Raw genomic sequence first — 21,797 nt, 5'->3', positions numbered from 1 at the left:
CCTTATTATCATAGCTTTAACCGATTGTCATCAGGCTGGCGTTACCGCCTGCGGCAGCGGTGTTGACGCTGAGCGAATGCTCCACGTACAGACGCTCAAGCAGCAGGTTGGTTTCGCCACGGGCAAAGCCCTGCACCGAGACAATTGCGCCGTCGCGCGCCGCGACCAGTTCACACAGTTCGCGCAGCTGATCGGAATCGCCGTGGTAGATCACCGCGTCGAAAGCCTGCGTAGTAATCACGTCCGGTTTGGCAAACGTGATACGCGCGGAGACCTCTTTCGGCAGCTGTTTAGCCAGGTCACGATGCAAACCATCTTCCGGCCACAGCACTTCACAGCCTGTTGCCGCAGCGGCAGCCAGCTGAACCAGCGTATCCTGTTCGTTATCGGCGATACACAGCACGCGCTCGCGCGGCATCAGTGTCCAGGTGTTGCGCTCTCCGGTCGGGCCTGGCAGCAGACGCTGCGTACCCGCCTGCGCCTGCTCGCCATACTGCTGGCAAATGGCGCGCAGTTCCGGGCGATTTTCTGCCCATTTGACGAGGGCTTCCAGCGGTTGGGTGATCAGCGTTTTGAGCTGTGCATCCACCGGACGTTCTGCATCCTGACGCGCCAGGGTCACGCCGAGCGCATTCTCAGGGCGGTTCGCCAGCAGACGGTACAGATACAGCGGACCACCGGCTTTCGGACCGGTGCCGGACAAGCCTTCGCCGCCGAACGGCTGCACGCCGACGACTGCGCCAACCATGTTGCGGTTCACGTACAGGTTGCCGACTTTCGCGCTGCCCGTCACCTGAGCGATGGTTTCGTCGATGCGGGTATGCACGCCCAGCGTCAGGCCGTAGCCGGAAGCATTAATCTGATCGACCAGCGCCTCCAGATTGTTACGGCTGTAGCGCACGACGTGCAGCACCGGGCCGAAGACCTCTTTTTTCAGTTCGTCGAAGCTGGACAGCTCAATCAGCGTCGGCGCGATAAAGGTGCCGGTGTTCCATTCGCGGGCGTCTTCGCTGTTCTCGCGAACCGCCTGGAAGACCGGACGACCTTTGGCTCGCATCGCCTGAATATGTTGTTCGATGTTGGCTTTCGCTTCGGCATCAATCACCGGGCCGATGTCCGTGGTCAGACGGCCTGGGTTACCCATCCGACATTCGGCCATCGCACCGCGCAGCATTTTCAGTGTGTGGTCGGCGATATCATCCTGCAGACACAGCACGCGCAGGGCAGAGCAGCGCTGTCCGGCGCTGTCAAAGGCCGAGGCCAGCACATCCACCACCACCTGTTCGGTGAGTGCGGAGGAGTCAACGATCATCGCGTTCATGCCACCGGTTTCGGCGATCAGCGGCGTCGGACGACCCTGCGGATCGAGACGCGTCGCAATGTTGCGTTGCAGCAGCGTCGCTACTTCGGTGGAGCCGGTAAACATCACGCCGCGCACGCGGGTGTCGGACGTTAGCTGAGCGCCGACGGTTTCACCGCGGCCCGGCAGAAGCTGCACCACGCCAGCCGGTACGCCGGCTTCGAGCAGAATGTTAATGCCCTGAGCGGCAATCAGCGGCGTCTGTTCAGCCGGTTTCGCCAGCACGGTGTTACCCGCGGCAAGGGCGGCTGCAATCTGGCCGGTGAAGATCGCCAGCGGGAAGTTCCACGGGCTGATGCACACCACCGGGCCGAGCGGGCGGTGAGTTTCGTTATCAAAATCGTTACGTACCTGACCGGCGTAGTAGTGCAGGAAGTCGACCGCCTCGCGCACTTCGGCGATGGCGTTGCTGAAAGTTTTCCCGGCTTCGCGCACCAGGATACCAATCAGCTGCTGCATCTGGCCTTCCATCAGAATCGCGGCACGTTCAAGGATTGCGGCACGTTCCTGCGGCGGCGTCGCGAACCAGATCGGCGCGTTGTTCACCGCATTTTCCAGCGCCATTTCAACTTCTTTAGCGGTGGCTTCGCGGGCAAACCCGACGATATCTTTCGGCTCCGCCGGGTTGATCACCGGCTGCATGTCGCCTGCATCAACGGGCTGCTCAAGGATCGGTTTCGCCTGCCATTTTTGCAGGGCGCTATTCAGCAGAGCAGAAGAGAGGGACGCCAGACGGTGTTCGTTCGCCAGATCCAGACCCGCCGAGTTGGTGCGGTCACTGCCGTACAGTTCGCGCGGCAGGGCGATTTTCGGATGCGGCAGACCGAGCTGGCCTTCCTGCGCCGCCATTTTTTCCACGGCCTGCACCGGATCGGCAACCAGCTCGTCGAGCGGCAGGGTGGTGTCAGCAATACGGTTGACGAAGGAGGTATTGGCGCCGTTTTCCAGCAAACGACGCACCAGATAGGCCAGCAGCGTTTCATGGGTGCCGACCGGGGCATAAATACGGCACGGTCGGTTCAGTTTGCCATCGGCCACTTTCCCGGTGACCTGCTCGTACAGCGGTTCACCCATGCCGTGCAGGCACTGGAATTCGTACTGGCCCGGATAGTAGTTCTGTCCGGCCAGGCTGTAGATCGCTGCCAGCGTGTGGGCGTTGTGGGTGGCGAACTGCGGGTAAATCAGGTTCGGCACGCCGAGCAGTTTTTTCGCGCAGGCGAGGTAAGAGACGTCGGTGTAGACCTTGCGGGTGTAGACCGGATACCCCTCCAGGCCGTCCATCTGCGCGCGTTTGATTTCGCTGTCCCAGTACGCGCCTTTTACCAGACGGATCATCAGGCGGCGACGGCTGCGCGAGGCGAGGTCAATCAGATAATCAATCACAAACGGGCAGCGCTTCTGGTAGGCCTGAATAACGAAGCCGATGCCGTTCCAGCCCGCCAGTTCCGGCTCGAAGCACAGTTTTTCCAGCAGATCGAGGGAGATTTCCAGGCGGTCGGCCTCTTCGGCGTCGATGTTAATCCCGATGTCGTACTGGCGCGCCAGCAGGGTGAGGGATTTCAGGCGCGGATAGAGTTCGTCCATTACGCGGTCGTACTGGGCGCGGCTGTAGCGCGGGTGCAGGGCGGAGAGCTTGATGGAAATCCCCGGACCTTCGTAGATGCCGCGACCGTTTGAGGCTTTGCCAATCGCGTGGATCGCCTGCTGGTAAGAGACCATGTACGCCTGTGCGTCGGCGGCGGTCAGGGCCGCTTCACCGAGCATGTCGTAGGAGTAGCGGAAGCCTTTGTCTTCGAGCTTGCGGGCGTTGGCCAGCGCTTCGGAGATGGTTTCGCCGGTGACGAACTGTTCGCCCATCAGGCGCATCGCCATGTCCACGCCTTTGCGGATCAGCGGTTCGCCGCTCTTACCGATAATGCGGTTCAAAGAGCGGGAGAGGTTGGCTTCGTTATGGGTAGAGACCAGTTTGCCGGTAAACAGCAGGCCCCAGGTGGCGGCATTGACGAACAGCGACGGGCTGCGGCCAATGTGCGAGTGCCAGTTGCCGTTGCTGATTTTGTCGCGAATTAAGGCATCGCGCGTGGCTTTGTCTGGAATACGCAGCAGCGCTTCTGCGAGGCACATCAGGGCCACACCTTCCAGCGAGGAGAGGGAGAACTCCTGCAGAAGCCCTTGCACCATTCCGGCGCGGCCGCTGGCGGATTTCTGATTACGCAGTTTGTCGGCGAGCTGATACGCCAGGCTGTGTGCCTGAGAAGCAATCGGCTCTGGCAGACGGGCCTGCTCCAGCAGCATCGGCACGGCGTCGGTTTCGGCACGACGGTACGCGGCGGTGATCGCCGCGCGGCTGACGGATTGCGGCAGGATCTGTTCGGCAAAATCGAGGAACGGCTGGTGGTTCTCTTCGGCGGCGGCGGCGTCTTCGCTTTCATTCGCGGCACCGGCCAGCAGAGCAGGCAGTTCTGGTAAATCGTCTTCGGTTTCCAGACGTTCCAGATAATTAAAAATAGCCTGCTTAATTAACCAGTGCGGCGTGCGGTCAATGCGGGTTGCAGCGCTCTTAATCCGTTCGCGGGTCGCGTCATCCAGCTTAACCCCCATGGTGGTCATGCCCATGCCAAAACTCCTGTTGATCTGTAGTGATGTTCGGTCGTTAGCGTGAAATATCCACCATGTTGCAACTTTGTGCAACCGTGTTAAATGTGACCTGGTCTGCAAGCTGAAAAATGAATGGATTGTTAAGCATAAGTTAGCTGGAAAATAAGGCGGAATTCTGCGTGTGAAGCCTGTTTTTATGCGGCAGTTAACACTTTTAAAAGGTGCAACCCGTAAAAGCGTGAGCGAGTGCAACCTATATAAAAGACGTATGAAACCAGGGATGAATTTGATGTAAATGCAGTGTTAAATCATTTGTGCATGAGGAGCGCTTACGGCAGGATACGCGCGCCCAACCGAAATACACTCATCATCACCCCGTTCCGGTGATGGAATAATTAAGGCAACCGGGAAGGTTGTCGCTCGACATTTTTGGAGATTTTAAATGGCAATTAGCACACCGATGCTGGTGACATTTCTCGTTTATATTTTTGGCATGATCCTGATAGGGTTTTTGGCATGGCGATCAACCAACAGTTTTGACGACTATATTCTGGGCGGGCGCAGTTTAGGGCCGATGGTCACCGCGCTCTCTGCCGGTGCTTCCGACATGAGCGGCTGGCTGCTGATGGGCCTGCCGGGCGCGATTTTCATCTCTGGTATTTCTGAAAGCTGGATTGCGATTGGCCTGACGGTCGGCGCATGGGTGAACTGGAAGCTGGTGGCGGGGCGTTTGCGCGTTCACACCGAAGTGAACAACAACGCCCTGACGCTGCCGGACTACTTCACCGGTCGCTTTGAGGATAAGAGCCGTGTTCTGCGCATCATTTCCGCGCTGGTGATCCTGGTGTTCTTCACCATCTATTGTGCCTCTGGCATCGTGGCCGGTGCGCGTCTGTTCGAAAGCACCTTCGGCATGAGCTACGAAACGGCGCTGTGGGCCGGTGCGGCAGCCACCATCATCTACACCTTCGTCGGTGGTTTCCTGGCAGTCAGCTGGACCGATACCGTGCAGGCGAGTTTGATGATCTTCGCCCTGATCCTGACGCCGGTGATTGTGATTTTCACCGTCGGCGGATTTGGCGATTCGCTGGAAGTGATCAAACAAAAGAGCATCGAAAACGTCGATATGCTGAAAGGCCTGAACTTCGTGGCGATTGTTTCGCTGATGGGCTGGGGTCTGGGCTACTTCGGTCAGCCGCACATTCTGGCGCGCTTCATGGCGGCGGATTCCCACCACACTATCGTTCACGCGCGTCGTATCAGTATGACGTGGATGATCCTGTGTCTGGCGGGCGCGGTGGCGGTCGGCTTCTTCGGCATTGCCTACTTCAACAATAACCCGGCGCAGGCGGGCGCGGTGAACCAGAACGCCGAGCGCGTGTTCATTGAGCTGGCGCAGATCCTGTTTAACCCGTGGATTGCCGGGATTTTACTGTCGGCGATTCTGGCGGCGGTGATGTCGACCCTGAGCTGTCAGCTGCTGGTCTGCTCAAGTGCGATTACCGAAGACCTGTACAAGGCCTTCCTGCGTAAGGGCGCGAGCCAGAAAGAGCTGGTGTGGGTCGGTCGCTTTATGGTGCTGGTGGTGGCGCTGGTTTCCATTGCGCTGGCGGCAAACCCGGAAAACCGCGTGCTGGGCCTGGTGAGCTACGCGTGGGCGGGCTTTGGTGCGGCGTTTGGTCCGGTGGTTCTGTTCTCCGTACTCTGGTCACGCATGACCCGTAATGGTGCGCTGGCGGGGATGATCATTGGTGCGGTGACGGTTATCGTCTGGAAACAGTTTGCTTGGCTGGGCCTGTACGAAATCATCCCTGGCTTTATCTTCGGCAGCATCGGGATTGTGGTGTTTAGCCTGTTGGGCAAAGCGCCGTCGGCGTCGATGCAGGAACGTTTTGCTGAAGCGGATGCGCATTACCACACGGCACCGCCGTCGAAATTACAGCCGGAATAAGTTTTGCGGTCTTAAGCCCGGTGGCGCTGCGCTTGCCGGGCCTACAAAACCCGCAAATCCGTAAAATATGTAGGCCGGGTAAGCGTTAGCGCCACCCGGTTTTTTTTTGTATCAGAACTGCACGCACACCGGCAGATCAACCCGCATCACCGATTCCTGTGCAAACCGTGATTTATAGATCCCGCGTAACGCTTCGATATTGCTCTCACTCTGGGCGTCTTTCCCGTGGATTAGCATCAAGGCTTTGCTTGGCTCACGCGCCACTTTCCCGTCGTTGCCCATCCATTGACCGCGCGCATCAAACACCGTTAAGCCATCGCGAAAACGCGGCGTCACGTCCTGATCGACAAACTGCTGCCACTCCTGGCCGGTGATCGCCGCACCTGCCGGACGATTCAGGCCGAAATAGAGGGTAGTTTGCTGCATCTGGTTATCCGCTTTACAGGTGGCGTCGGCCGCGGTATGTGATGGGGCGTTGCAGCCTGCCAGCAGGAAAAGCGCGGCAGCCATAAGCCCGGTTTTGATGGTCATTGTTCGATATCCTCGTTGTTCGAAAAAAGCCGGGTGGCGCTAACGCTTACCCGGCCTACGGTTTTGTAGGCCCGTGCAAGCGCAGCGCCGCCGGGCAAAAAATCAGAGCACCAGTCCCGCAAAGCTCGCCGACAGCAGGCTCACCAGCGTCGCGCCGTACACCAGGCGCAGACCAAAGCGAGACACCACGTTGCCTTGCTTTTCGTTTAGCCCTTTGATCGCACCGGCAATAATCCCGATAGAGGCAAAGTTAGCGAACGACACCAGGAAGATGGAGAGAATACCCAGCCCGCGTGGCGTCATCTGACCGGCAATTTTTTGCAGCTCGATCATTGCCACAAATTCATTCGCCACCAGTTTGGTCGCCATAATGCTGCCCGCATTCAGCGCATCACTCAGCGGAATACCCACCAGCCACGCCAGGGGATAAAACACATAGCCGAGGATCTGCTGGAAGCTCATGCCAAATACGCTGGAGAACAGGGCGTTGACCGCGCTAATAAGGGCAATAAAGCCAATCAGCATCGCCAGAATAATCATCGCGACTTTAAAACCGGCCAGAATATACTCGCCCAGCATTTCAAAGAAACTCTGCGATTCGTGCAGCTTTTCCAGTTTGATTTCAGGTTCGGCTTCCGGGCGTGTCGGGTTGATGACCGACAAAATAATAAAGGTGCTGAACATATTGAGGATCAGCGCCGCGACCACATATTTCGCATCCAGCATGCTCATATAGGCGCCGACAATGGACAGCGAAACGGTCGACATCGCTGTGGCCGCCATAGTGAACAGGCGACGGGAGGAGAGATCGCCCAGCACGCCTTTGTAAGCAATAAAGTTTTCCGACTGGCCCAAAATCAGCGAACTGACGGCGTTAAAGGATTCCAGCTTTCCCATACCATTCACTTTGGACAGCAGCGTGCCGATGACGCGAATAAAAATCGGCAAAATTCGCCAGTGCTGAAGAATACCAATCAGGGCAGAGATGAAAATAATCGGGCAGAGTACGCCAAGGAATATGAATGCCAGCCCTTTTTCGCCCATCCCGCCAAAGACAAAATTGGTGCCTTCAGCGGCAAATTTCAGCAATGATTCGAAGAAGCCCGAGACATATTTAATCGTGAAAAGACCGCTCTCGGCATGCAGGAAAAAGAATGCCAGCGCAATTTCAATCACAATAAGCTGCAAAATATAGCGAATACGAATTTTTCGGCGGTCGAAACTCACCAGCCAGGCGAGCGCAAAAATAATCACCAGCGCCAGCAGGAAATGAACAAAGTTATACATTTTTAGATTTTCAGCAGGTAAACGAAGCGCTTATTTAGCCATAGGGCACTGGAGCCGTAAATGGGCATTTACGTTATAAGTTATAGTCATAGCGGTAACGAGCGTAACTATTAACTGGCGATGGGTTTACAACTCGTCATCAAAACTCAACACATTTCGCTTGTTTTTCTTTCTGCCGTAATGATAATCACTATCACAGTTATTTACCTTTCTTTGCACCAGTTGACCGCGATAAACATTTAAGGTGTCGGCATGTTTGTTCCATTTCTCATTATGTTACGTGAAGGTCTTGAAGCGGCCTTAATTGTCAGCTTGATCGCCAGCTATCTGAAGCGCACCCAGCGAGGCCGCTGGATCGGGGTGATGTGGGTGGGCGTGTTTCTCGCCGCTGCACTCTGCCTGGGGCTAGGGATTCTGATCAACGAAACCACCGGTGAATTCCCGCAGAAAGAGCAGGAGCTGTTCGAAGGAATCGTCGCGGTGATCGCCGTGGTGATCCTCACCTGGATGGTCTTCTGGATGCGCAAAGTGTCGCGCAATGTCAAAGTTCAGCTGGAGCAGGCGGTCGATAACGCCCTGCAAAAGGGCAATAACCACGGCTGGGCGCTGATCGGCATGGTGTTTTTCGCCGTCGCGCGTGAAGGTCTGGAATCCGTGTTCTTCCTGCTGGCGGCATTCCAGCAGGACGTGGGGATCTGGCCGCCGCTTGGCGCGATGCTCGGCCTGGCGACCGCGGTGGTGCTCGGCTTTATGCTCTACTGGGGCGGTATTCGCCTGAACCTCGGCGCGTTTTTCAAATGGACCAGTCTGTTTATTCTGCTGGTAGCAGCAGGGCTGGCCGCAGGGGCGATTCGCGCCTTCCACGAGGCGGGCCTGTGGAACCACTTCCAGGACGTCGCTTTCGATTTCAGTAACACGCTCTCCACCCATTCTCTGACCGGCACCCTGCTTGAAGGTATCTTCGGCTATCAGGAAACGCCGAGCGTCAGCGAAGTGGCGATGTATTTCATCTATCTCATTCCGGCGCTGGTGCTGTTCTTTATGCCATCACGCCCCAGTACTCAGCCGTCGCGTACTGCGCCCTGAAGTGCTTCGTGTTGTTTATACATACTTTTAGAAAGGGAAGGGTCATGGCAATTCAATTTCGACGTACTGCTTTACAGGCAGGTGTGGCAGCGCTGTTTGCTTATGCGTTCTCTGCGGGCGCGGCGGATGTGCCTCAGGTGAAAGTTACCGTGAACGACAAACAGTGTGAGCCGATGACCATCACGGTCAACAGCGGTAAAACTCAGTTTATCATTCAGAACCACAGCCAGAAGGCGCTGGAGTGGGAAATCCTCAAAGGCGTAATGGTGGTGGAAGAGCGTGAAAACATCGCCCCTGGCTTTAGCCAGAAGATGACCGCCAACCTGCAGCCGGGCGAGTACGACATGACCTGCGGCCTGCTGACTAATCCGAAAGGCAAGCTGATCGTCAAAGGCGAAGCCACGGCGGATGCGGCGAAAGGCGAAGCGCTGCTGAGCCTGGGCGAGGCGATCACCGCCTATAAAGCCTACGTGACCAAAGAAACCGCTGACCTGGTCGCCGGGACCAAAGCCTTCACCGACGCGGTGAAAGCGGGCGATATCGAGAAAGCAAAATCCCTGTACGCACCGACGCGCCAGCACTACGAGCGTATCGAACCGATTGCTGAGCTGTTCTCTGACCTCGACGGCAGTATCGACGCCCGTGAAGATGATTACGAGCAGAAAGCCGCCGATCCGAAATTCACCGGCTTCCACCGTCTGGAAAAAGCGCTGTTTGGCGACAACTCCACCAAAGGGATGGAGAAATACGCGGAGCAGCTGAACACCGACGTGCTTGATCTGCAAAAACGCATCAGCGAGCTGGCCTTCCCACCGTCAAAAGTGGTGGGTGGCGCGGCGGGACTGATTGAAGAAGTTGCCGCCAGCAAAATCAGCGGGGAAGAAGACCGCTACAGCCACACCGATCTGTGGGACTTCCAGGCCAACGTTGACGGCGCGCAGAAAATTGTAGACCTGCTGCGTCCGCAGCTGCAGAAAGACAACAGCGAACTGCTGGCGAAAGTGGATGCCAACTTCAAGAAAGTGAACACTATTCTGGCGAAGTACCGTACCAAAGACGGGTATGAGACTTACGACAAGCTGACCGACGCCGACCGTAATGCGCTGAAAGGCCCAATCACCACGCTGGCGGAAGATCTGGCTCAGCTGCGCGGCGTACTGGGTCTGGACTAAGCATCATGAGTAAACATCAAGAAGTCGACGTGGCGGAACCTTCGCGCCGTCGACTGTTAAAAGGGGTGGGGGCGCTTGGCAGCGCGCTCACTCTGGCGGGCGGTTGCCCGGTGGCGCATGCGGGCAAACCGCAAAGCGCGCCGGGGACGCTCTCCCCGAACGCCCGTATGGAGACGCAGCCGTTTTACGGTGAGCATCAGGCCGGCATTCTGACGCCGCAGCAGGCGGCGATGATGGTGGTGGCGTTTGACTCGCTGGCGAGCGATAAAGCGGATCTGGAACGGCTATTCCGTTTGCTGACCAGGCGCATTGCGTTTCTGACGGCGGGCGGCCCGGCGCCGGAAACACCAAACCCGCGCATGCCACCGATGGATTCAGGCATTCTTGGGCCATTTATCGCCCCGGATAACCTGACCGTGACGGTCTCCGTCGGGGAAACGCTGTTTGACGCCCGCTACGGACTTACGAAACACAAGCCGAAAACGCTGCAAAAGATGACGCGTTTTCCGAATGATTCGCTCGACGCGGCGCTGTGTCATGGCGATCTGCTGCTCCAGATCTGTGCGAACACCCAGGACACGGTGATCCACGCCCTGCGCGATATCATCAAGCACACGCCGGATCTGCTCAGCGTGCGCTGGAAGCGGGAAGGGTTTATCTCTGACCACGCGGCGCGCAGCCAGGGGAAAGAGACGCCGGTTAACCTGCTTGGATTCAAAGACGGGACGGCGAACCCGGACAGCCAGGATACGGTGCTGATGAAAAACGTGGTCTGGACCACGGCGGATCAAGGCGAACCGGCATGGGCGCTGGGCGGGACCTATCAGGCGGTGCGCATCATCCAGTTCCACGTCGAGTTCTGGGATCGTACGCCGCTGAAAGAGCAGCAAACTATCTTCGGTCGTGACAAGCAAAGCGGTGCTCCGCTGGGCATGAAGAATGAGCACGATGTGCCGGATTACGCCCGCGATCCTGATGGCGATACTATTGCGCTCGACAGCCATATTCGTCTGGCAAATCCGCGTACGCCAGAAACGCAGGCGAACCTGATGATGCGTCGTGGCTACAGCTATTCGCTGGGCGTAACCAACTCCGGGCAGCTCGATATGGGCCTGCTGTTCGTTTGCTATCAGCACGATCTGGAGAAGGGCTTTTTAACCGTGCAGAAGCGGTTGAACGGCGAGGCGCTCGAAGAGTACATAAAACCTATCGGTGGCGGCTTTTACTTTGCCCTGCCGGGTGTGCGCGACAGTAACGCATATCTCGCTCAAGGGCTGATCGAAGCCTGATAATCCTCCCCGCCAGCCGCGCGGGGAGATTATTTTTTCCTATGACCGCCCCTGTTATATTTCTGTCATATTTCTGTATGAGACTGAACTCAGCTGCAGGGCGAGTCTGAAAAAGTTGCGTTCAGGTAAAATAGTTGTTGCAATTGTGATAAATCCTGATGTACTTAATATAAGACAGCGGTAGTTCCCGGCAGTGATAACGATTCACTATGGAGATCGCGAATGGTTGGGTCCTGTTCTGGACATGGTAAACACAACAACCGCAGTACCCAGCGCGGAGGCTCTGACTCCGGCAGCGATTTCTTCACCACAAAATTCTCCTCCCCACTACCTCAACAAAACTTACCCGACGTGCAGAGCGGTGCGCATAGCCGTTCGGCATCGTCATTCCAAAAGGCAAGCAATGGCTTACAAGGAAGCCAAACTTCAGATGTTAGTTCAGATAATCGCGCTGCCAACGGCGCGTGTGATGAATACCAACAACTCAAGGTGCTATCCATGGGAAGACAAAAAGCAGTGATCAAAGCTCGTCGCGAAGCAAAACGTGTGCTGAGACGGGATTCACGTAGCCATAAACAGCGTGAAGAAGAATCGGTCACCTCGCTTGTGCAGATGAGTGGCGGCGTAGAAGCAATTGGCATGGCGCGGGACAGCCGTGATAATTCCCCAATTGCTGCCCGCAATGAGGCTCAGGCGCACTACCTGAATGCTATCGAGAGTAAACAGCTTATCTTCGCAACCGGTGAAGCGGGCTGCGGGAAGACGTGGATAAGTGCGGCCAAGGCGGCGGAGGCTCTGATCCATAAGGATGTGGACAGAATTATCGTTACCCGTCCGGTATTGCAGGCCGATGAAGATCTCGGCTTCTTGCCCGGCGATATGTCAGAGAAGTTTGCCCCGTATTTCCGGCCAGTCTATGACGTGCTGGTTAAACGCCTGGGTGCTTCCTTTATGCAGTACTGCCTGCGACCAGAGATTGGCAAGGTAGAAATCGCGCCGTTCGCCTATATGCGCGGACGTACATTTGAAAATGCGGTCGTCATTCTCGACGAGGCTCAGAACGTGACCGCTGCGCAAATGAAGATGTTTTTAACGCGCCTCGGGGAAAACGTGACCGTTATCGTCAACGGCGATATCACCCAGTGCGACCTGCCATCTGGCGTCAAATCGGGGCTGAGCGATGCGCTGGCACGTTTTGTGGAAGATGACATGGTTGGGGTGGTGCGTTTCAACAAAGATGACTGCGTACGTTCGGTCCTGTGCCAGCGTGCGCTGCTTGCCTACGACTGAATTGATTATTGATGACAAAGCCCGGGAAACCGGGCTTTGCTTTCTAAAGCGATAAACGACAGACGAAAAAAAAGCCCGCATTTTCATGCGAGCTCTTCTCTAAATATGGCGGTGAGAGAGGGGTTCGAACCCTCGATACGTTGCCGTATACACACTTTCCAGGCGTGCTCCTTCAGCCACTCGGACACCTCACCGTATTGTTTCGCTGCCTGACCTCTCGGGGGCAACGGGGCGCTACTATAGGGAGTTGCGCTAAAACGGTCAAGCAAATTTTATGCCTGAGTGGCTGTTCGGTTAAGCAATAATCACCTCTGCCGGTTTACGTTCAAATCTGGCCAAAACGACCGGAATTGAAATCGCGAATGGCGTCATTGATTTCCGTTTTGGTGTTCATCACGAACGGGCCGTAACCCACAATCGGCTCGTTTAACGGCTCGCCCGCCATCAGCAACACTTTCGCATCGCTGCTGGCCTCAAGATGCAGTTTTTCCCCGTTCTGGCTGAGAACCACCAGCTGAGCTTCACCGGCCTGGGTAGAACCGTTCACCGTGATGTTGCCTTCGACCACCACCAGCGCGGTGCTCCATCCGTCCGGCTGATTCAGGGACAAATGGCTCCCTTGCTGCAGGGCAATGTCCCACACATTCAGCGATGAGAAAGTATGCGCCGGGCCTTGATTATCGCCATAACGACCGGCAATGACGCGCAGCTCGCCGCTGTTATCCGGCAACGCAATGACCGGAATATCCTCTTTGGTGATGCTCTGATACCCCGGAGTGGCCATTTTGTCCTTCGCCGGAAGGTTGACCCACAGCTGCATCATTTTCAGCTCACCGCCCTGGCGGGTGAAGGATTCGGCGTGAAACTCTTCATGCAAAATGCCCGCGCCTGCGGTCATCCACTGCACGTCGCCGGGACCAATCACCCCGCCTTTGCCGGTTGAATCGCGATGCTCCACTTCGCCAGCGTAAACGATAGTGACGGTTTCAAAGCCACGATGTGGATGCTCACCCACGCCACGCTTCACGCCGTCACCGGGGAAAACGTGTGGGCCCGCATAGTCCAGCAGCAGAAAAGGGCTCAGTGCTTCGCCGTGAGTTTGATAAGAAAACATCGAACGTACCGGAAAGCCATCGCCAACCCAGTGGGAACGCGGTGCGGTGTAGACGCCAGTAACCTGTTTCATCTTTTCCTCCTGCTGTTCGGTTGATGTGTATTAGCTTATATTCGACGCTAATAACCCGGTAGACTGTTAAAATAATACTCAGTGTTCCATAAACAGAACGATGGAGGCGGGATGCAGGATCTCAATGATTTTGCGTGGTTTGTGAAAGTCGTGGATCACGGTGGGTTTGCGGCGGCCGGGCGGGCGCTGGATCAGCCGAAATCAAAACTAAGCCGACGAATTGCTCAACTAGAAGACAGTCTGGGCGTGCGATTAATACATCGCACCACGCGACAGTTTACGGTGACAGAGGTTGGACAAACATTTTATCAGCACTGCAAAGCGATGCTGGTGGAGGCGGAGGCGGCTCAGGAAGCGGTCGCGGCGCTACAGGCAGAACCGCGCGGCGTGGTACGGATAACGTGTCCGGTCACGCTCTTGCATGTCCATATCGGGCCGATGCTGGCCCAATTTATGGTGCGTTACCCAGGCGTGACGTTGCAGCTGGAAGCCACCAACCGCCGCGTCGATGTGGTGGCAGAGGGTATTGATGTCGCGATCCGCGTTCGCCCTCGTCCGTTTGACGACAGCGATCTGGTGCTGCGGGTTCTCGCCGATCGTGGACACTGCCTTGTGGCGAGCCCGCAGCTCATCGCGCGGCTGGGCAAACCGACTATGCCTGCCGAACTCAGCCAATGGCCTGGGTTGAGCATGGGGGAGGGCAAACAGCTTCACAAATGGGCATTGGCCGGGCCTGACGGGGCGAAAGCGGAGGTTCACTTTACGCCGCGTTTTATCACCACCGATATGCTGGCACTGCGTGAAGCCGCAACGGCAGGCGTGGGCGTAGTTCAGCTGCCTGTTTTAATGGTCAAGGAGCTGCTTGCGCGCGGGGAACTGGTCAGAGTCCTGAACGAGTGGGAGCCGCAAAGGGAAGTGATCCACGCGGTATATCCGTCGCGTCGCGGACTGCTACCTGCGGTACGTGCGCTGGTGGATTTTTTGGCCTCGGAATATGCGCGGATAATCGAAGAGTAATGACATTCATACAGACGAAAAAAAAGCCCGCATTTTCATGCGAGCTCTTCTTCAAATATGGCGGTGAGAGAGGGGTTCGAACCCTCGATACGTTGCCGTATACACACTTTCCAGGCGTGCTCCTTCAGCCACTCGGACACCTCACCGTATTGTCATCCCGTTGTTGCTGGGACGGGCGCTAATGTAAGTAAAAGGGGCACTGGCGTCAATCAACTTTTTCAGATATTTGGCGCGTTTAGACAAAGTTTCAGCAATGTGATTCCTGAATGTGCTGAAAGCGCTTTTTTTATCAACAACACAGTCGGCGGTTTATTTGTTATCCTGATAATCCTCTTGAAAACACCTAAAAATCATCGCAATAAAAAGGCAGGAGTCATTATGGATATCATCTTTTATCACCCTACGTTTGATACTTCTTACTGGATCAAAGCGCTGTCGGAAGCCATTCCCGGCGCGCGCGTTCGTGAGTGGAAGCGGGGCGATAACGAACACGCTGATTACGCTCTCGTCTGGCATCCGCCGGTGGAGATGTTGCAAGGGCGCAATCTGAAAGCGGTGTTTGCCCTCGGCGCGGGTGTGGATTCCATCCTGAGTAAGTTAAAAGCTCATCCAGAAATGTTGCCAGAACATATTCCCCTGTTCCGGCTCGAAGACACCGGTATGGGCCAGCAAATGCAGGAATACGCGGTGAGTCAGGTATTGCACTGGTTCCGCCGATTTGACGATTATCAGGCGCTCAAGCAGCAATCGCGCTGGGAGCCATTAGCCGATTATCAGCGCGAAGATTTTACCATCGGGCTGCTGGGCGCGGGCGTGCTGGGATCGAAAGTGGCGGAAGCGCTGGCCCCGTGGGGATTCCCGCTGCGCTGCTGGAGTCGTACGCGTAAAGCGTATCCTGGCGTAGAAAGCTTTGCCGGTCATGACGAACTGCCAGACTTCCTGAAGGGCACGCGCGTACTCATCAACCTGCTGCCGAACACGGCAGAGACGGTAGGGATTATCAATAAAGATGTGCTCAATCAGCTGGCGGATGGGAGCTATTTGATGAACCTGGCGCGCGGCATTCATCTGGTCGAAGCGGATCTGCTGTCGGTTCTGGAGAGCGGCAAGCTGAAAGGCGCGATGCTGGATGTCTACAGCCGTGAACCGCTGCCGGTGGAAAGCCCGCTGTGGGCGCATCCGCGTGTTGCTATGACCCCGCACGTGGCCGCTGTCACGCGTCCGGCGGAAGCGGTGGACTATATTGCCCGCACCATCGGCCTGCTTGAGCAGGGGAAACCCGCGACAGGGCAGGTCGATAGACAGCGCGGCTACTAACTACGGTAACCCGGCATTCGCCGGGTTTTTGCTAATAAACGCCGGGCAGACCTGCTATCCTTTGGGTAAAACACCAGAGGAGAGAGAGATGTATCCCGTAGACCTGCATATGCACACCGTCGCCAGCACCCACGCGTACAGCACCCTTCATGACTACATCGCGCAAGCCAAACTGAAAGGGATTAAGCTCTTTGCGATTACCGATCACGGTCCTGATATGGCAGATGCACCGCATTACTGGCACTTTGTGAATATGCGCATCTGGCCTCGTCTGGTGGAGGGGGTTGGGATTCTGCGTGGTATCGAAGCCAATATTAAAAATACGGACGGCGAGATCGACTGTACTGGCCCGATGCTCACCTCTCTGGATCTGATTATCGCCGGTTTTCATGAACCGGTATTTGCACCACAGGATAAAGAGACGAATACTCAGGCGATGATCGCGACGATTGCCAGCGGCAATGTCCACATCATTAGCCACCCTGGCAACCCGAAATTCCCGATCGACATTCAGGCGGTTGCGCAAGCGGCGGCGAAACATCGTGTGGCGCTTGAAATTAATAACTCCTCCTTTACTCACTCGCGTATTGGCAGCGAAGCCAACTGTCGTGCCGTCGCGGCAGCCGTACGTGACGCGGGCGGAATGGTCGCGCTGGGTTCTGATTCTCACACCGCGTTTACGCTGGGTGAATTTGGCGAGTGCCGGAAAGTGTTAGATGAGGTAGGGTTCCCGGAAGAGAGAATATTGAACGTCACACCGCGCCGGATGCTCGATTTCCTCGAATCGCGCGGCATGCCTGTTATCCCTGAATTTGCTGAACTTTAATATTGTAATGGAATAAAGAAATGAACGAGTTTTCAATCCTTTGCCGCGTACTGGGCACCCTGTATTATCGCCAGCCGCAAGATCCGCTGCTGGTGCCGCTCTTTACGCTGATTCGCGAAGGAAAGCTCGCGGACAACTGGCCGCTGGAGCAGGATGAGTTGTTGCAACGACTGCAAAATAGCTGCGATATGCAGCAGATTGCAGCGGATTACAACGCGCTGTTTGTGGGAGAAGAGGGCCGTGTTTCACCCTTCCGTTCATCATGGGAAGAGGGCGCGACAGAATCTGAAGTTCGCGCATTCCTGTCCGAGCGTGGAATGCCGTTGAGCGATGCGCCTGCCGATCATATTGGTACGCTGCTGCTGGCGGCGTCATGGATTGAAGACCATTCCGGCGAGGATGAAAGTGAAGCCCTGGAAACGCTGTTTGGTGATTACCTTCTGCCGTGGTGCGGCGCTTTCCTCGGCAAGATTGAAGCGCATGCCACATCTCCTTTCTGGCGCACGATGGCGCCATTAACCCGCGAAGCCATTTCCGCGATGTGGGATGAATTGCAGGAAGAGAACGAAGAGTGATTTGTATCACATTGTCAATGTAACGGTACATTTTAACTTGCATTAAATGTGCTCGTGATCTCATTTCAATGGCGCGTTTCTGATAAGATGCGCGCCATGAACATACTTCTTTCTATCGCCATTACGACAGGTATTCTCTCCGGAATTTGGGGATGGGTAGCCGTATCTTTGGGACTGCTCAGCTGGGCAGGTTTCCTTGGCTGTACCGCCTATTTCGCTTGCCCGCAGGGTGGCGTGAAAGGGCTGTTTATTTCCGGTTGCACCATGATGAGCGGCGTTGTCTGGGCATTGATAATCATGCACGGCAGCGCACTGGCGCCGCACCTGGAAATCGTCGGCTATATGATGACGGGTGTTGTGGCTTTTCTGATGTGTATTCAGGCAAAACACCTGTTGCTGTCGTTTGTTCCTGGAACCTTCATTGGCGCCTGTGCGACCTTTGCCGGGCAGGGCGACTGGAAAATGATTATTCCGTCGCTGCTGCTGGGGCTGGTGTTTGGCTACGCGATGAAGAACAGCGGGCTTTGGCTCGCGGCACGACGAGAGCGTTCGCAGAATCTCCCGGAATTAAGCAAATAAAAAAGCGAGGCCACAGAGCCTCGCTTTTTATTGGTGCGTTCAGAATCAGGATTCCGGAGGCACCGACATTTCACGGTATTTCACCAGGACTTCATTTTTCACGTCATTTTTATTTTGCAGATCCCACAGACCGCGATCGATACCGTCGTTAATCAGGAAAATAACCCCTGTTTCAATGGCCGACATCAGGCACATCATAACCGGCTCATTCGAGGTATATCCGATTTCGCCTTCCAGAAGACGCTGGTAGTCAATAAAGCGGAATACACCGGCCTGGACTTCATACGAGAGAATCGTTTTGCTGGTAGTGACCGAAGATAATACTTCACCGGTGCTTACGTTAACCACGCGCAGGTTGACGGCAATTTGGTCGAGCTGGTATTGCGTATCAGCCCCGATACCGAAATAACGCGCCCCGACACCGCCTGATTTCACATTACTTTCATAGCCGATAATCGACCCTTCAACCATTACGTTAGCAGCAACCAGCGATTGCAACGGTACGCGGTTGTTAACCTCAACCGTGCCATTCTCCTGCGCGGCACGAATGATTTTGCGCTCGTTCAGCAGGTTTTGCAGGCCCTGACGTTCAAGAGGAATAAACCAGCGAGAGTCCTTAAGCGCAGTCACCAGCATCGCGGTGGCACTCTGTGGAACCGCCGTCGAGAAGTTACTCGCCGGATACGGTTTAAACTGGCCGGTTTCATCCTGAATGTTGTAGACCGAAACAAAAATCTTACCAGTAGGAGAGGGCAGATGAGTCAGATCGCGATAGCTTTGCGCCCGAGGCATGAGTGTGGGCTTCGCGGCTTCTTTAGGTGGAGCAGTTAAACAACCGCTCAATAAGCACACTGCAACAAGTATCAGAAAGCGCTGCATGATTGTTGTCCTTATCTCGTTGTTGTTTAGAAATCAGTTGAATTGGTGGCGAGACCTGAAACCTGAATGGTGGAAGTTTTCCCCGTTTTCCGGTCGGTCACATTCAACTGCAGTTGCCCGTCTTTATTCGCAATATCGACAATAAAATCATTGGTCACCATGCGACCCGGTTTGCCGGTATTAATATTCGTTAATAAGCCACCTAATATTTGCGACTGAATAGCCTGAGTGAAGTTATCCAGTGCCGACGGTGTTTCTATACCGAGATCATCGTTATAACTGGGATCTTTGTAGGAGTTCTGAGCCTGGGCTTCATTGAGTAAAAAAGCCCCGTTGTTCGGATTGCCGCCAAAATTTGGGTTACGGAACTGGAAGGTCATATTCCCGGCCCAGCTTAACGGTGCAATCAACATTAGCGAAATAACTGTGTGTGCGAGACGCATTACAGCCTCCGGATCATATATAGCTAAAATTCATCTTTTGCTAAATCGCCAGTGCCTAACAGAGCTTTATCTATTTGCAGACGATTTACCGCTTCTTCAGTTTGTGCCAGTGCAAAACTGATGTTTTTGTCAAAGTCTCTTTTCGTGGGGAATAAAAAGGTCTGGTAAATAACGTCCTGATTAACCGTTATTGTTATCCAGCTTCCCCATCGAGCACTGGGTCGCTCATTGATCGTTAAGTTGCCAGGATAATCACTTTCCCATTTGTCGCTAAAAGCCCGATAAAAATCGTGGCCGATTGAGGAGACGGTGTGGTCAGTTAATAGTCCGGGAACTTCCACTTCAACAGCGTGAAGATTTCCGGCAGCAAGCAGAAAGCCGACTGCCGCTATCCAGCTCGACGTGCGTTTCATGTTGTTAACGCCTGAGGTTATCGTTTGCCCATGAAACAGCCTGAGTTCTGTTTTTAACAGCTATCTTCTTGAAAAGATTATAGAGATGAGTCTTCACTGTATTTTCGCTGATAAATAACGAACGGGCGATTTCAATATTTGAAGAACCAATGCGTAATTTATTCAGAATCTCTTTTTCGCGATGCGTCAGCAAAGCGGATTCTGAGCTGTTATAGCGATAATTTCCGGAGTGAGTGATGAGATAGCTGGCCAGCTTTTGTGAAAAGTAACACTCTCCACGTAAAATCCCTTGCAGCCCATCTACCACTCTCGTCTCGTCTTCAGTGACGTAAAAGACGCCATTGATATGCGGCCAGCTTTCAATATCCCGGAAGGGATACTCATCAGGTGTATTCAATAATAGCGCGCGGATATTATTGTTTTTCCTGCTTAAGTTATCTTGCCAGTAATGGATAAGCTTTTTATCAGCTTCCATCATATCGAAGAGAATAATGCTGCCAGGAGCAATATCATCATAAGAACGTTGAATATTATGCAATTTCCCGTTCAGTGACAGAGATTGCTTCAAATGCTGTAATAATGCTGTCGCTTGTAAAGAAGGCTTTGTGATCAACAATAATGTATGACCATGTAAACTATGGACTTCATTAAACATGATGAAACCCCACTTTTTTATAACACCCGGCAGTTGTCCCCCGATATATTCAAGGGGACCCCAGAAGTACTGACAGATGTTGCACTGCTGTGTGTAGAATCAGACCATAACCTCCAGCAGGAGGTAAATATGAAAAATAATTCGTACTGCTGATTTCAATCTAGCTATTACGATTTTTAAATCAAGTGTTAATGGTGTAACAAGATGTAAAAATCAATATTAATTTGTGAATTTAAGGGGCTGTGAATGTTTACGAATGATAAAAAAGTTGTACATGAGAATAATGCTGCACACATTTTAAAAATCATACAAATTATTTTAATTATTTGATTTAAATGGATATATGTTATTTGTAATTTGTTTATAACAGGTATGAGAACGATGAAATCTCTAAGACTTTGCCTGCTAAGTGAAAGCACTTAAGAAATCGAGTGAGTTGTGACGAGTGTGTCTGGTGTTGAACCTCGTTACTGTCAAAGTGCCGTCATTCAGGGGATGCACGCTCCCTGTTAAGCTGCGCAAGTGTAACCGTGAAATATTTTATAAAAAACTAACTTACGCTTCTGTCTGAGAATTTTGGCATTAATTAATACTTTGAGGTGATCGAGGGAATGAAAATAACACTCGCGGGTGAGATATTTAAATTGTTTCGATAGACATACTCTTCATCGTAACGCAGCGTTAACAAAAAACGAATCGCGTTAACACCGAGAAGTTTATTATTTCCAGGTCCAGGTGACAACATGAAAAACAAAACGTTATTTATGATGTTTACATTACTGGGTGCGCCTGGGTTATCAATCGCGGCAGGCCCGGATTTGGCAAATTCGGAATTTAACTTCGCGATTAATGAATTAAGCAAGTCTTCATATAATCAGGCAGCCATTATTGGTCAGCAGGGTTCAGGTAATAATGCTGAAGTTCGTCAGGGCGGGTCTAAATTACTGTCCGTTGTTTCTCAGGAAGGTGTAAACAACCGAGCGAAAGTTGATCAATCAGGGACTTATAACCTTGCTTATATCGATCAGGACGGCAACGGCAACGATGCGAGTATTAAGCAAGGGGCTTTTGGTAATACCGCGATGATTATCCAGAAAGGTTCGGGTAACAAAGCGAATATTACGCAGTATGGTACGCAAAAAACAGCAGTTGTAGTACAGAGACAGTCGCAAATGGCCATTCGCGTTATCCAACGCTGACTATTTCGACGACTTAAATCAATCCGATGGGGGTTTACGATGAAACTTTTCAAAGTGGCAGCAATTGCAGCAATCGTAGTTTCCGGTAGTGCTCTGGCTGGTGTGGTTCCACAATATGGTGGCGGCGGTGGTGGCGGTTGGGGT

General features: G+C 54.0%; 19 protein-coding genes, 2 tRNA genes and 1 pseudogene. 12 read left to right on the top strand and 10 right to left on the bottom strand.

All coding sequences use genetic code 11. From position 1 onward, the window contains the following. Positions 1-16: 16 nt before the first annotated feature. Positions 17-3,976, bottom strand: coding sequence for a trifunctional transcriptional regulator/proline dehydrogenase/L-glutamate gamma-semialdehyde dehydrogenase (gene putA, locus C3708_RS04980; RefSeq protein WP_103948671.1), 3,960 nt, complete (start codon positions 3,974-3,976; stop codon positions 17-19). A 424-nt stretch (positions 3,977-4,400) separates the two neighbouring features. On the opposite strand from putA, the gene putP reads away from it, so the two are divergent. After that, positions 4,401-5,909, top strand: a complete 1,509-nt coding sequence (gene putP, locus C3708_RS04970; RefSeq protein ID WP_095281532.1) for a sodium/proline symporter PutP — start codon at positions 4,401-4,403, stop codon at positions 5,907-5,909. 111 nt (positions 5,910-6,020) lie between these two features. Here putP and C3708_RS04965 read toward each other — a convergent pair whose 3' ends face one another. Together C3708_RS04965 and C3708_RS04960 are read right to left on the bottom strand one after the other, a co-directional pair. After that, positions 6,021-6,440, bottom strand: a complete 420-nt coding sequence (locus C3708_RS04965) for a DUF3574 domain-containing protein (protein WP_103948670.1) — start codon at positions 6,438-6,440, stop codon at positions 6,021-6,023. Positions 6,441-6,542: 102 nt separating this feature from the next. Further along, entirely contained in the window at positions 6,543-7,727 is a 1,185-nt protein-coding gene (locus C3708_RS04960) for a NupC/NupG family nucleoside CNT transporter (protein ID WP_103948669.1), read from the bottom strand. Between the two features lie 252 nt (positions 7,728-7,979). Between C3708_RS04960 and efeU the strand changes: the two genes are divergently transcribed. From efeU to phoH, 4 genes are all read left to right on the top strand, one after another. Continuing rightward, on the top strand, positions 7,980-8,813 hold the full coding sequence (gene efeU, locus C3708_RS04950; protein ID WP_095281535.1) for an iron uptake transporter permease EfeU: 834 nt from the start codon (positions 7,980-7,982) through the stop codon (positions 8,811-8,813). Between the two features lie 44 nt (positions 8,814-8,857). Next, entirely contained in the window at positions 8,858-9,985 is a 1,128-nt protein-coding gene (gene efeO, locus C3708_RS04945) for an iron uptake system protein EfeO (RefSeq protein ID WP_103947909.1), read from the top strand. Between the two features lie 5 nt (positions 9,986-9,990). Beyond that, positions 9,991-11,274, top strand: coding sequence for an iron uptake transporter deferrochelatase/peroxidase subunit (efeB, locus tag C3708_RS04940; RefSeq protein WP_103948668.1), 1,284 nt, complete (start codon positions 9,991-9,993; stop codon positions 11,272-11,274). 498 nt (positions 11,275-11,772) lie between these two features. After that, positions 11,773-12,564: a phosphate starvation-inducible protein PhoH gene (phoH, locus tag C3708_RS04935; RefSeq protein WP_174348619.1), complete on the top strand. Its 792-nt coding sequence runs from the start codon at positions 11,773-11,775 to the stop codon at positions 12,562-12,564. Between the two features lie 106 nt (positions 12,565-12,670). Here phoH and C3708_RS04930 read toward each other — a convergent pair. Together C3708_RS04930 and C3708_RS04925 are read right to left on the bottom strand one after the other, a co-directional pair. Next, positions 12,671-12,758 (bottom strand) — tRNA-Ser (locus C3708_RS04930). 131 nt (positions 12,759-12,889) lie between these two features. Continuing rightward, a complete protein-coding gene (locus tag C3708_RS04925) occupies positions 12,890-13,750 on the bottom strand; it encodes a pirin family protein (RefSeq protein ID WP_095281539.1) in 861 nt (286 codons plus the stop codon). Between the two features lie 111 nt (positions 13,751-13,861). On the opposite strand from C3708_RS04925, the gene C3708_RS04920 reads away from it, so the two are divergent. Continuing rightward, positions 13,862-14,767, top strand: a complete 906-nt coding sequence (locus C3708_RS04920) for a LysR family transcriptional regulator (protein ID WP_103948667.1) — start codon at positions 13,862-13,864, stop codon at positions 14,765-14,767. 58 nt (positions 14,768-14,825) lie between these two features. Here C3708_RS04920 and C3708_RS04915 read toward each other — a convergent pair. After that, positions 14,826-14,913 (bottom strand) — tRNA-Ser (locus C3708_RS04915). 232 nt (positions 14,914-15,145) lie between these two features. Between C3708_RS04915 and ghrA the strand changes: the two genes are divergently transcribed. The 4 genes from ghrA to C3708_RS04895 all read left to right on the top strand — a co-directional run bounded on the left by ghrA (position 15,146) and on the right by C3708_RS04895 (position 18,064). Further along, complete coding sequence (gene ghrA, locus C3708_RS04910; RefSeq protein ID WP_103947906.1) at positions 15,146-16,084, top strand: glyoxylate/hydroxypyruvate reductase GhrA; 939 nt, start codon at positions 15,146-15,148, stop codon at positions 16,082-16,084. Positions 16,085-16,172: 88 nt separating this feature from the next. After that, complete coding sequence (locus C3708_RS04905) at positions 16,173-16,910, top strand: phosphatase (RefSeq protein ID WP_095281542.1); 738 nt, start codon at positions 16,173-16,175, stop codon at positions 16,908-16,910. Positions 16,911-16,930: 20 nt separating this feature from the next. Beyond that, positions 16,931-17,485, top strand: a complete 555-nt coding sequence (locus C3708_RS04900) for a molecular chaperone (protein WP_095281543.1) — start codon at positions 16,931-16,933, stop codon at positions 17,483-17,485. 96 nt (positions 17,486-17,581) lie between these two features. After that, positions 17,582-18,064, top strand: a complete 483-nt coding sequence (locus tag C3708_RS04895; RefSeq protein ID WP_202674222.1) for a DUF1097 domain-containing protein — start codon at positions 17,582-17,584, stop codon at positions 18,062-18,064. A gap of 45 nt (positions 18,065-18,109) precedes the next feature. On the opposite strand, the gene csgG is transcribed toward C3708_RS04895, so the two are convergent. The 4 genes from csgG to csgD are packed head-to-tail and all read right to left on the bottom strand — an operon-like array spanning position 18,110 to position 20,454. Beyond that, positions 18,110-18,943, bottom strand: coding sequence for a curli production assembly/transport protein CsgG (gene csgG / locus C3708_RS04890; protein ID WP_095281545.1), 834 nt, complete (start codon positions 18,941-18,943; stop codon positions 18,110-18,112). A 26-nt stretch (positions 18,944-18,969) separates the two neighbouring features. After that, positions 18,970-19,386 (bottom strand): curli production assembly/transport protein CsgF, encoded by a 417-nt coding sequence (csgF, locus tag C3708_RS04885; protein ID WP_095281546.1) that lies wholly within the window; start codon positions 19,384-19,386, stop codon positions 18,970-18,972. Positions 19,387-19,409: 23 nt separating this feature from the next. Further along, positions 19,410-19,799: a curli production assembly/transport protein CsgE gene (gene csgE / locus C3708_RS04880; protein ID WP_095281547.1), complete on the bottom strand. Its 390-nt coding sequence runs from the start codon at positions 19,797-19,799 to the stop codon at positions 19,410-19,412. Between the two features lie 4 nt (positions 19,800-19,803). Further along, entirely contained in the window at positions 19,804-20,454 is a 651-nt protein-coding gene (csgD, locus tag C3708_RS04875; RefSeq protein WP_095281548.1) for a biofilm master transcriptional regulator CsgD, read from the bottom strand. A 743-nt stretch (positions 20,455-21,197) separates the two neighbouring features. Between csgD and csgB the strand changes: the two genes are divergently transcribed. Together csgB and C3708_RS04865 are read left to right on the top strand one after the other, a co-directional pair. Continuing rightward, positions 21,198-21,653 carry a curli minor subunit CsgB gene (gene csgB / locus C3708_RS04870; RefSeq protein WP_095281549.1) on the top strand — a complete coding sequence of 152 codons (456 nt, stop codon included), beginning with the start codon at positions 21,198-21,200 and terminating at the stop codon, positions 21,651-21,653. A gap of 39 nt (positions 21,654-21,692) precedes the next feature. Beyond that, positions 21,693-21,797: pseudogene (locus C3708_RS04865) on the top strand (curlin); the annotation flags it as partial.

This window comes from Lelliottia sp. 7254-16, assembly GCF_002922995.1.
Taxonomy (GTDB): domain Bacteria; phylum Pseudomonadota; class Gammaproteobacteria; order Enterobacterales; family Enterobacteriaceae; genus Enterobacter; species Enterobacter jeotgali.
The sequence above is the reverse complement of the archived record's forward strand: the minus strand, read 5'-3'. Positions and strand labels throughout refer to the sequence as shown.

Excerpts from the sequence above, each read along its gene's own strand:
- efeO (WP_103947909.1), top strand. The coding sequence starts at position 8,858 with ATGGCAATTCAATTTCGACGTACTGCTTTACAGGCAGGTGTGGCAGCG.
- putP (WP_095281532.1), top strand. The coding sequence starts at position 4,401 with ATGGCAATTAGCACACCGATGCTGGTGACATTTCTCGTTTATATTTTT.
- C3708_RS04960 (WP_103948669.1), bottom strand. The coding sequence starts at position 7,727 with ATGTATAACTTTGTTCATTTCCTGCTGGCGCTGGTGATTATTTTTGCG.
- C3708_RS04920 (WP_103948667.1), top strand. The coding sequence starts at position 13,862 with ATGCAGGATCTCAATGATTTTGCGTGGTTTGTGAAAGTCGTGGATCAC.
- ghrA (WP_103947906.1), top strand. The coding sequence starts at position 15,146 with ATGGATATCATCTTTTATCACCCTACGTTTGATACTTCTTACTGGATC.
- efeU (WP_095281535.1), top strand. The coding sequence starts at position 7,980 with ATGTTTGTTCCATTTCTCATTATGTTACGTGAAGGTCTTGAAGCGGCC.
- C3708_RS04925 (WP_095281539.1), bottom strand. The coding sequence starts at position 13,750 with ATGAAACAGGTTACTGGCGTCTACACCGCACCGCGTTCCCACTGGGTT.
- C3708_RS04965 (WP_103948670.1), bottom strand. The coding sequence starts at position 6,440 with ATGACCATCAAAACCGGGCTTATGGCTGCCGCGCTTTTCCTGCTGGCA.
- csgB (WP_095281549.1), top strand. The coding sequence starts at position 21,198 with ATGAAAAACAAAACGTTATTTATGATGTTTACATTACTGGGTGCGCCT.
- efeB (WP_103948668.1), top strand. The coding sequence starts at position 9,991 with ATGAGTAAACATCAAGAAGTCGACGTGGCGGAACCTTCGCGCCGTCGA.
- csgG (WP_095281545.1), bottom strand. The coding sequence starts at position 18,943 with ATGCAGCGCTTTCTGATACTTGTTGCAGTGTGCTTATTGAGCGGTTGT.
- csgE (WP_095281547.1), bottom strand. The coding sequence starts at position 19,799 with ATGAAACGCACGTCGAGCTGGATAGCGGCAGTCGGCTTTCTGCTTGCT.
- csgD (WP_095281548.1), bottom strand. The coding sequence starts at position 20,454 with ATGTTTAATGAAGTCCATAGTTTACATGGTCATACATTATTGTTGATC.
- csgF (WP_095281546.1), bottom strand. The coding sequence starts at position 19,386 with ATGCGTCTCGCACACACAGTTATTTCGCTAATGTTGATTGCACCGTTA.
- C3708_RS04905 (WP_095281542.1), top strand. The coding sequence starts at position 16,173 with ATGTATCCCGTAGACCTGCATATGCACACCGTCGCCAGCACCCACGCG.
- C3708_RS04895 (WP_202674222.1), top strand. The coding sequence starts at position 17,582 with ATGAACATACTTCTTTCTATCGCCATTACGACAGGTATTCTCTCCGGA.
- putA (WP_103948671.1), bottom strand. The coding sequence starts at position 3,976 with ATGGGCATGACCACCATGGGGGTTAAGCTGGATGACGCGACCCGCGAA.
- phoH (WP_174348619.1), top strand. The coding sequence starts at position 11,773 with ATGGGAAGACAAAAAGCAGTGATCAAAGCTCGTCGCGAAGCAAAACGT.
- C3708_RS04900 (WP_095281543.1), top strand. The coding sequence starts at position 16,931 with ATGAACGAGTTTTCAATCCTTTGCCGCGTACTGGGCACCCTGTATTAT.